We start from the raw sequence: 9,528 nt of genomic DNA, 5'->3' as shown, positions 1-9,528 counted from the left end.
TCATGCCTATTCGGCGCCAAAAAAAGGCGCTGTCCCTTCGGACAACGCCTTCATCCTTAGTCTTCTTTCGGTTTTGCATTCCAAACGAGGAGAGCCAGCAGCGTCGAGACGACAGCTGCACCGACCCAAAATTCCGTAGCCAGTCCGAAGTCATAGACTTTAACGCCATTGACGACGGTAATGGTCATGAGTTTCCCCGTAATGAATTCCTGCAGGGCCGCGCCGGCATAGCTGAGGAGACCGATCATCCCCATGGCCGCACCGGTAACGCGTTTGGGCACGATATCGACAGCCATGAGACCGCCCATGTAGCAAACCAAAGCCCCCATGGTGAAGCCGTAGAAGGTCATGCACAGCATATCCATGGTAAACGACTGAGGTGCCCAGAGGAAGCCGGCAATGGACAGGGAATAGAAGATTCCATATAACAAGGCCGGCATATTGCGCTTGTGATTGAAGAACTTGTCTGAAATAACACCGCACAAGAGAGCCCCAAAGATACCGGCCACCTGCATGTAAGCCATGACACCGGCAGCCCCCATCATATCATAGCCCTTCTGCGACGTCAGATAGACGACGCCCCAGCTTTCAATGGCATAGCGGGCAATATAGACACAGAGCGAGGAGAGACCGAGAATCCAAACGGCAGGATTCTTGACGACGGCATTCCACTGCATGGTGCCGACTGATTTTTCTTTTTCCGCATCGATCTGTTCCTGCGTCTTTTCTCCGTAATAGACGGCGCCGTTCGGCAGTCCCTGCGTTTCCGGACGGTCGCTCATACCGAAGTAAATGAAAGCCGTCCCAATAAGGGAGATGATGCCGGCCGCAATGAAGCCCATAGACCAGTTGTACATGGAAACGATGGCAGCAATGGCAAAGTAAGCGAAAGATGAGCCCAGGTTGTGACTCGTAAACCAGATGCCATACAAGGTTCCGCGCTGTTTATTGCTGAACCACTGATTCAGGGAGACAATGGACGGACCGGCACCATAAGACTGAAACCAGCCATTGAGCCCCCACAAGACAGCTAAGGGAACGAAGGAATTGACCAGGCCCATGCCGACCATAGTGAGTGAAGAAATGAACAAGCCAAAGGAAAAGAATCGCTTATTATTCATGCGGTCTGCCAGGAAACTGTTGGTAAATTTCCCAAGACCGTAGGTTACGAAGAATACCGAGCCGATGATCCCGATTTCCGTCGGCGTAACGATCCCCGATGCCAGAAGCGGCTTTTTAATGACCGAATAACTCTGGCGGATGATGTAATAAAAAGCATATCCGATCGTGATGGAAGCAAATACGCACCAACGCATGGCGTTAAACTTTTTCTTGATGGCCTCGCCATCTGTCATTAGTACGGCGTCCGGTGCCGTTCTGAAAAAGTTCCAGATTAAATTGAGCATAAAAAAAAACTCCTTCCGTTGCATGAATCCGAATAATGATAAATCCGTATGGTACGGCTTTATTATAATAAACAAATTCTAACAACGGTAGCAGAAAAATTCTGATTTTTCTGTAGGAGTTTTTCTTACACTACATAATGCGCTTAGCGCCTACGTATCGGGCAGACCAGTAACTGCTGTCCATATCAGATACGCTGACTCCGTCACTGGCAGCATTGATAAACTGGTGGTTGCCGATATAGATTCCGACGTGAGAAATTCCGGCCTCATAGGTCGAGAAAAAGACCAAGTCACCGGGTTCTAAATTGGCCATGGATACCGATTCACCGACGTCATACTGCTCATCTGCGGCCCGGGGCAGGTCGATACCGGCTGCCGAATAGACGTAGCGCGTAAAGCCGGAGCAGTCGAAGCCCGACGGCGTCGAGCCGCCAAAGACGTAGGGAACGCCAATATACTGATTGGCAATGTCGAGAATCTGCGTTGCTTCCGAACTGGCAATACGGGGTACACCGTTATAGCCGCCGTTGCCGAAACGGCGTATGGGACCTGTCGGAAGCTGCTGCCCCGTCAGGGCATAAAAGGTCGACGGACCGACGATACCGTCCGTTTCAAGTCCATGGTCGCCTTGATAAGAACGGACAGCCCGTTCTGTGCCGGCGCCAAAAATACCGTCTACATCGACATTGTATCCGGCATTTACCAGAGCCTGTTGAATAAGGAGGATTTCATTGTCTGCCGTCGCCTTGGTAACAAAGGCTGAAGCGACAGCATCATTTTCCGGCATAGATGAACCGGTGAGCGCTGCATACGTCGCAGCTCCGACGATTCCATCGGAATCCAGGCCCTGGTCCTCCTGGAACTTCCGGACAGCAGCCTGCGTCGAGACCCCGTAATCACCGTCAGCAGCGACGGCATAGCCTCTACTGGACAGTGCCTGCTGGATGGTGACAATCTGGTCGCCTCGGTCACCGGGATGGAAGGTGGCGCCGACGACCGATACGGAAGTCAGGACGCAGAATCCCAGTGCGGCTGCTATTTTCTTTGTCGTATTCATCGAATACCCCTTTCTCCGCTTTGTAAAATATACGTTTATTATACCAGTTTTTTCTCTTTTTTAGTAGATTTCAGGTTAATCTTTATCGTGAATACGAAAAAAAGACTTCACAACGGAGTTGTGAAGTCTCTTAAGGATCGAAGGTGAATTAGAACTTACCGGCCTTGGCAGCGCCTTCAACAGCAACAGCAACGGCGACGGAAGCACCGACCATGGGGTTGTTACCCATGCCCAGGAAGCCCATCATTTCAACGTGAGCCGGAACCGACGAAGAACCGGCAAACTGAGCGTCACTGTGCATACGGCCCATGGTATCGGTCATGCCGTACGAAGCAGGGCCTGCACCCATGTTGTCCGGATGGAGGGTACGGCCTGTACCACCGCCGGAAGCAACGGAGAAGTATTTTTTACCCATTTCGATACATTCTTTTTTGTAAGTACCGGCAACGGGATGCTGGAAACGGGTCGGGTTAGTCGAGTTGCCCGTAATGGAAACGTCAACGCCTTCGTGGTGCATAATGGAAACGCCTTCGCGGACGTCGTCAGCACCGAAGCAGCGGACATTAGCCCGTTCACTCTTGGAATACGGTACTTCACGAACGATGTTCAATTCGCCGGTCTTGTAGTCGAACTGGGTCTGAACATAAGTGAAGCCATTGATGCGGGAAATGATCTGCGCTGCATCTTTACCGAGGCCGTTCAGGATAACGCGAAGGGGTACCTTGCGGGCTTTATTGGCGTTGCGGACGATACCGATAGCGCCTTCAGCAGCGGCAAAGGATTCATGGCCGGCGAGGAAGCAGAAACACTTCGTTTCATCCTGAAGGAGCATGGCAGCCAGGTTGCCGTGGCCGCGGCCGACTTTACGGTCTTCCGCAACCGAGCCGGGGATACAGAAGGACTGGAGGCCGATGCCGATAGCTTTGGCAGCTTCTACAGCCGTCCGCGCATTTGTTTTAATGGCAATAGCGGCACCGACGGTGTAAGCCCAGCCGGCGTTTTCAAAGGCAATAGGCTGTACGTCTTTGACGATTTTATAAGGATCCAAACCGGCAGCTGCACAGATATCGCGGCATTCTTCAACACTGCCGATACCGTATTCTTTCAGTACGCCGAGGATTTTATCGATTCTTCTGTCGTAGCTTTCAAATAATTCCATTGTTTTGCCCTCCTATTGCTGTCTCGGATCGATGTACGAAGCTGCTTCTTCAAAGCGGCCATAATGACCTTTGGCATCTTCCATAGCTTTAGCCGGTTCAATGCCTTTTTTAATGGCTTCCATCATTTTTCCGAGGTGGATGAATTCATAGCCGATGACCTGATTTTCTTCATCAAGAGCCATGCGGGTGACATAGCCTTCGGTCATTTCGAGGTAACGAGTGCCTTTCGCTTTCGTACCGAACATGGTGCCGGTCTGGCTGCGAAGGCCTTTGCCGAGGTCATCGAGGCTGGCGCCAATCGGAAGACCGCCTTCAGAAAATGCCGTCTGCGTGCGGCCGTATACGATCTGGAGGAAAAGCTGGCGCATAGCTACGTTAATAGCGTCACATACTAAGTCCGTATTAAGGGCTTCGAGAAGGGTCTTGCCCGGGAGGATTTCCGAAGCCATGGCTGCAGAATGAGTCATGCCGGAACAGCCGATCGTTTCGACGAGGGCTTCTTCGATAATGCCGTCTTTGACATTGAGGGTCAGCTTACAGGCACCCTGCTGAGGGGCACACCAGCCTACACCGTGTGTCAAACCGCTGACATCTTTAATTTCCTTTACTTGTACCCATTCGCCTTCTTCCGGAATCGGTGCTGGTCCATGATATGCTCCCTTTGTGACAGGACACATATTCTTAACTTCTGTTGAATACAACATGTTCTCTTCACCCTTTCAAAATCTATGAAATAAACGGCAGCAAGTATACGACTCAATCTTTCAACTGGTCATATATCTGTGTAAACAAAGCGCGGTACATGCTGCCCTTGCGCCACAAGAATGAAAATGCGTGCATAACGGAAAAGTCCGTAATGGCGATGCGTCTGAGCCTTCCCTCAGCCAGTTCCTTTTGAACTGATTTTTCATATAAGAATGCAATACCGCAGTCGCGGCAGGCCAGCCCTTTTACAGCGGACAGGCTGCCCACTTCATAGCGGGACGGAAAATGCTCCAGGGTGTACCCTTTTTCCGCCAACTTCCGTTCTAAGATCCGTCGGACACCGGCATGGCGTTCGCCGATGATGAGACGATGGTGCATAAGATCCGACAAGGTCATTTCGACGGGCGTATCGTACCCATCCGAACAGACGGCAACGATGGGTTCCGTAGAAAATAAAAGCGAATCGTAATGCCCTTGATCAAACGAACTTTCGACAATGGCAAAATCAATGGTCCCCTTATCTAAAGACTGGAGCAGTTTATCGGCATCGGCAATTTCCATATGAAGATTCATGTCTCCATTCTGCTTGAGAATGAGTGACAATTTATCGAGAATGCCCATGCCGGCTGTTGGCGTCGCGCCAAAAGACAAGGAGCGGTTATGCTGCTGCAAGTCATGCAGATGCTCTTTTAAAAGCGTATCATCATGACTAATAGCCGTCGCAGCATTCCAGAGAATGTGCCCGGCTTGTGTCAACTGCAGATGTTTCCCCTTGTAACTAAAAAGTTTGGCCCCGTATTCGCGTTCTAAATATCGAATATGCTGAGAAACGGCAGGCTGCGTAATATGGAGTTCAGCGGCAGCCCGGGTATAATTCATGTGACGGCAAACGCACAAAAATGTATGGATACGAAAATCTAACATGGCACCCTTTCCTTTCTTTGCGTTTTCCATAAGATAATTTTATGATATTTCAGTCGTTTTATCAAGAACAAAGCGGGCAATTTCCGTATACTGATGGGACGACATCGTTCCCAATGGAACGTATTCTCAACAAGGGCCTGCCAAATCACCGCTTCCCTCTACTCTTGTTTTTTTTTCATATCCAAACGATCCTTAGCCGTATCCCTATTAATAGATGTAATATATACTAACTATAATCGATAACAACAAAATATATCTTATTAATAATGATTATTGTATAATAGAAATAAAAAACCTGTTATTTCAAGGAAAGGTACCCGATATGACAACAGAACAATATATGAATATGATTCGTAACAATCCTTATGTCATTGGGCGAATCGAAAATCCAACAGAAGAAATGCAGCTTCTGGCCGTACAGTTAAACGGCCAGGCTCTCCAATATATTACCAATCCTTCGCCTGCCGTCCAGGAAGCAGCCATTGCCAACACGGCCCGGGCGATCCAGTTTATCGAAAATCCCTCAGAAGCCATCAAACTTCAAGCCGTACGCGCCGGCTGGAACAACTTAAGCTACCTCGAAAATCCGTCGCAGGAACTCATCGACGCCGCCTTAGACCAATCCGGCTGGGCCATTAAATACATCAAAGATGCCGGCCACGATTTGCAGCTCCGCGCCGTCAATAAAAACTACGACGCCGTCAAATACATCAAAGATCCGGCAGAAGACGTCCAACTGGCCGCCGTCCGCGGCAACTACGAAGCCCTTCGCTACATCGAAAACCCGACGGACGAAGCAAAGGACCTGGCCATCCGCGAAGACGCCCAGGCCTTGCGGCTCATCCGCAATTTGGGAAAAGAAGATTTTCTCCACTACCTGGGCCTCAACGTCCTGGTCAGCAAATATATCCCCAAAGATATCAGCCTCACGCCGGATGACTGGCGCGATACCCTAAAAGATATCCTCGCCCAAGAAAACGTATCCGAAGAATACATCCGCAACTTCATTACCTGCAGCGCCGTCGACTTATCGCCTGTCGACAAGGTACTCCTCGTCGATGACTATGGCAGCCCAAAGGCCCGACGCATTACTGTAGATGAAAAATTGACCATGAAATAGGAGTAACGACATGAACTTTACAGATACCTATAAAAGCGTAGAACTCGTTCTCACTGCCGGTGAAGTTCCCCTTCTCGTCGGTGAAACGGGCATCGGCAAGACCTCCCTTGCCCGCGAACTGGCCCATCGTCACGACTGGAGCCTCGTCGGAATCGACGGAAACTTATTAAAAGAAGGGGAAATCGGCGGCCTTCCGACCGTTGAAAACGGAACGACGGTCTACGCCGTCCATCATAAACTTCGTACCATCGACGAAGAAATCGCTAAGGGCAAAACGGTTCTCTTATTCATCGATGAAATCAATCGCTGCGACCACGCCGTCCAGCAGGAATTGATGAACCTCATCTTAAACCGCGAAATCAACGGCTACGCCCTGTCGCCGTCGGTCCACATCATCGCCGCCATGAACCCCTCCGATGCTTACGACTATGAAGTCGTCGAAATGGACGCCGCCCAAGAGAACCGCTTCGTTTGGCTGTACATGGAGCCCGATTACCTGCAGTGGCTCGATTGGGCCTCGTCGGCCGGCATTGAAGAAAAGGTCATGGAATTCATTTCCACCTATCCGGAATACCTCGACAAGACCAACGAAGACGATATCAACGCTACCCCTCGCAGCTACGAACGAATTTCAAAGCTCTACACCATCTATAAAAATGATTCCGGCAGCATTCCAAAATCCGTCTTCCACAACGTCATCCGCGGCAACGTCGGAAAACTCATCGCCGAAGAATTCATCCAATTCGTCAACTCCGACGCCTCGCCCCTCATCACCTATAATGACGTATTCAGCGGCGAAACCCTGGCTCCGGAATTGAGCGGCCGCGTAGCCGGCGAAAGTCATACCCGCCTCTACCTTACGGCCAAAAACATCCTGAAACAGTTAGACCATCATCTATCCCAAGACAGCGACAACCAAGCCCTCGTATCGCGCTTCGTCGCCTTCCTCTCTCTCTATCCCGTCGATCTTCGCCTAGGTGTCATGAAAGACATGAAAGCCGCCAACCCCAAAGTCTATGCCTGCGCTTTGGATAACGCCGACTTCATCGACAGTTACTTTGCGGCCTTTCGCTCCCTGCGGTAAAACGGATGAAACAGTCCATTTCCGTTGAAGCCACTCTCCTCTACCAGCAGGCATCGATAATCGCCGACAATATTCTCCAAGATTCGGTCCGGCCCGATCCGGAAGCGGAGATACCGGCTGATTTTCAAAATGAATTTTTCGCCTTCCTGGGCCGCATCAACGGCCACCTCATGGAAGACAAGGATAATTTTTTCGGATACTTTCTCTTCCAGATGACCAAGAGTATCCGCTTCGATTTGGCGTCCCCGACAGGTGTCAACTTTAAGGGCACCCGCTATCAGATCTACTTCAACCCTCTCCTGTTCCTGACTCTGTCGCCGGAACAGATGGAAAGCACCATCAAGCACGAAATCCTTCATATCGTCTCCCTGCACCTCATCCGAGCCAAGGAACTGCGCGAAAACTACAGCAAGCAAGCCATCACCCTGGCCATGGATGTCGTCGTCAATACCTACCTCGACCACCTGCCGCCTTTTTCGACGACCTTGGACTGGGTCAACACCAATTTCTCCCTCCTCCTAAAGCCCTTCGAAAGTCTGGAATATTACGTCGATAAGATTCAGACCGCCCTGGATATACGGACAGAGAACAAAAATCTGCCGGAGCCGGAAAGTGATGCTGACGAAACCGTCGCCGTCTCCTATAACCCTATTACGACCCACGAACTTTGGGATGAAAGCGATCCCGTCGACGATGAAACCTTGAAAAAGTTCACGGAAAAATACGTCGATGCCTCGTCAAAGGGCGACCTCTCCAACTATTTAGAGAGCATGATAAAGGCTTTAAAAGACAACAAAGACAGCCTGCCCTGGCACTGGTACCTGAAAAAACTGATTGGTTCGGTTACCAGCAGCTGGAAACGGACGCCCATGCGACGAAACCGGCGCCAGCCGGACCGCCTCGATCTGCCGGGTAAGCTGCGCTCTCATACGGCAAAAATTCTCGTCGGCCTCGACATCAGCGGCAGCATCACCGACGCCGAATTCCGCCAGGCCGTCGGCGAAGTCCTGCAGCTCGTCCGCTGCTACGACCATGAAATCATCGTCACCGAATGCGACGACCAGATTCGCCGGACCTATCGCATCCGCGGCCTCGAAGACGTCAAAGGCCGCCTAGACATTCGCGGCGGCACCGCCTATTCACCGGTCTTCGACTATGCCAACACCCAAAACATCGACCTTTTGGTCTACTTCACGGACGGCAAAGGAGAAGAAAAACTTCAAACACCGCCGCGAGGCTATAAAGTCCTCTGGGTCCTCTCAGGCCACGGTGAAACCCTCTCCTTAAAGAACCCCTATGGCCTTGTAAAACGCTTGGCCAAGCTCCCCGACTACGACCCCAGCCTCGACTTCGACGACGTCCGAGGCGGAGGTTTCTCCATGGCCAACCAAGAACACACGAGTAAGCTCTAATATCCACATTACAAAGAAAGACCGCACGCGTGGGTGATATGCTCCCCTTTAGGTAGACATGAGAAATAATAAAATCTCATGCTGCTTGAAGGGGAGTATTTTTAATGCGAAAAACAAAGATATGTGCTCAAGAGAAATTGCATACCGTCAAAAGCATCCTCCATGGGACAGAATCTATCCTTGCTGCCGCCAAGCGTCTGTCCGTTGGCCAATCTTCTGTCAGAGATTGGATTTGTAGTTATAAAGGGAATGGAATCGAGGCATTTACATATACGAGGAATAAACACTATTCTCGTGAATGCAAAGTTCAGGCAGTAACCGCTTATCTGAATCAGGAAGGATCTCTGTCTGTTATCTGCCAAAGATTTGGGGTGAGAACATCCAAACAACTACGCACATGGATTAAGCAGTATAATAGTCATGAGAAACTAAAAGCTTCTAGAACAGGAGGAACTTTCATCATGACAAAAGGCAGAAAAACAACATTTGATGAGCGAGTTGAAATGGTTCAGTATTGTATTGCTCATGACCATAATTACGCAGAAACTGCGGTAAAGTACGGCATTTCCTACCAACAGGCACGCAGCTATACGCTGAAATACGAGGCCGGTGGTCTTGATGCCTTACAGGATAATCGCGAGAAAAGAAAAACGGAAGACC

General features: G+C 50.2%; 9 protein-coding genes. 4 read left to right on the top strand and 5 right to left on the bottom strand.

The window, feature by feature from the left end:
* Positions 1 to 56: 56 nt before the first annotated feature.
* The 5 genes from A0U42_RS00900 to A0U42_RS00880 all read right to left on the bottom strand — a co-directional run bounded on the left by A0U42_RS00900 (position 57) and on the right by A0U42_RS00880 (position 5,252).
* Positions 57 to 1,406: an MFS transporter gene (locus tag A0U42_RS00900; RefSeq protein WP_065359507.1), complete on the bottom strand. Its 1,350-nt coding sequence runs from the start codon at positions 1,404 to 1,406 to the stop codon at positions 57 to 59.
* Positions 1,407 to 1,536: 130 nt separating this feature from the next.
* The gene (locus A0U42_RS00895) at positions 1,537 to 2,463 is read right to left on the bottom strand and encodes an NlpC/P60 family protein (RefSeq protein WP_065359506.1); all 927 of its coding nucleotides are present in this window, start codon (positions 2,461 to 2,463) and stop codon (positions 1,537 to 1,539) included.
* A gap of 148 nt (positions 2,464 to 2,611) precedes the next feature.
* Entirely contained in the window at positions 2,612 to 3,622 is a 1,011-nt protein-coding gene (locus tag A0U42_RS00890) for a GGGtGRT protein (RefSeq protein ID WP_044505274.1), read from the bottom strand.
* Between the two features lie 12 nt (positions 3,623 to 3,634).
* Positions 3,635 to 4,327, bottom strand: a complete 693-nt coding sequence (locus tag A0U42_RS00885; RefSeq protein WP_044505273.1) for an iron-sulfur cluster assembly scaffold protein — start codon at positions 4,325 to 4,327, stop codon at positions 3,635 to 3,637.
* A gap of 52 nt (positions 4,328 to 4,379) precedes the next feature.
* Positions 4,380 to 5,252, bottom strand: a complete 873-nt coding sequence (locus A0U42_RS00880) for a LysR family transcriptional regulator (protein ID WP_065359505.1) — start codon at positions 5,250 to 5,252, stop codon at positions 4,380 to 4,382.
* A 322-nt stretch (positions 5,253 to 5,574) separates the two neighbouring features.
* On the opposite strand from A0U42_RS00880, the gene A0U42_RS00875 reads away from it, so the two are divergent.
* The 4 genes from A0U42_RS00875 to A0U42_RS00860 all read left to right on the top strand — a co-directional run.
* On the top strand, positions 5,575 to 6,372 hold the full coding sequence (locus tag A0U42_RS00875; RefSeq protein WP_065359504.1) for a hypothetical protein: 798 nt from the start codon (positions 5,575 to 5,577) through the stop codon (positions 6,370 to 6,372).
* 10 nt (positions 6,373 to 6,382) lie between these two features.
* Complete coding sequence (locus tag A0U42_RS00870) at positions 6,383 to 7,456, top strand: ATP-binding protein (RefSeq protein WP_065359503.1); 1,074 nt, start codon at positions 6,383 to 6,385, stop codon at positions 7,454 to 7,456.
* A 5-nt stretch (positions 7,457 to 7,461) separates the two neighbouring features.
* Positions 7,462 to 8,868 carry a VWA-like domain-containing protein gene (locus tag A0U42_RS00865; protein ID WP_065359502.1) on the top strand — a complete coding sequence of 469 codons (1,407 nt, stop codon included), beginning with the start codon at positions 7,462 to 7,464 and terminating at the stop codon, positions 8,866 to 8,868.
* Between the two features lie 104 nt (positions 8,869 to 8,972).
* Positions 8,973 to 9,528, top strand: a 556-nt coding sequence (locus tag A0U42_RS00860) for a helix-turn-helix domain-containing protein (RefSeq protein ID WP_065359501.1), incomplete at its 3' end; no start/stop codon positions are given.

Origin of the sequence: Megasphaera sp. DISK 18 (assembly GCF_001682955.1) — a bacterium.
Lineage (GTDB): Bacteria > Bacillota > Negativicutes > Veillonellales > Megasphaeraceae > Megasphaera > Megasphaera massiliensis.
The sequence above is the reverse complement of the archived record's forward strand: the minus strand, read 5'-3'. Positions and strand labels throughout refer to the sequence as shown.

Bases quoted from the DNA above. Each gene is read 5' to 3' on its own strand.
- A0U42_RS00890 (WP_044505274.1), bottom strand. From the start codon at position 3,622: ATGGAATTATTTGAAAGCTACGACAGAAGAATCGATAAAATCCTCGGC.
- A0U42_RS00880 (WP_065359505.1), bottom strand. From the start codon at position 5,252: ATGTTAGATTTTCGTATCCATACATTTTTGTGCGTTTGCCGTCACATG.
- A0U42_RS00875 (WP_065359504.1), top strand. From the start codon at position 5,575: ATGACAACAGAACAATATATGAATATGATTCGTAACAATCCTTATGTC.
- A0U42_RS00865 (WP_065359502.1), top strand. From the start codon at position 7,462: ATGAAACAGTCCATTTCCGTTGAAGCCACTCTCCTCTACCAGCAGGCA.
- A0U42_RS00870 (WP_065359503.1), top strand. From the start codon at position 6,383: ATGAACTTTACAGATACCTATAAAAGCGTAGAACTCGTTCTCACTGCC.
- A0U42_RS00900 (WP_065359507.1), bottom strand. From the start codon at position 1,406: ATGCTCAATTTAATCTGGAACTTTTTCAGAACGGCACCGGACGCCGTA.
- A0U42_RS00885 (WP_044505273.1), bottom strand. From the start codon at position 4,327: ATGTTGTATTCAACAGAAGTTAAGAATATGTGTCCTGTCACAAAGGGA.
- A0U42_RS00895 (WP_065359506.1), bottom strand. From the start codon at position 2,463: ATGAATACGACAAAGAAAATAGCAGCCGCACTGGGATTCTGCGTCCTG.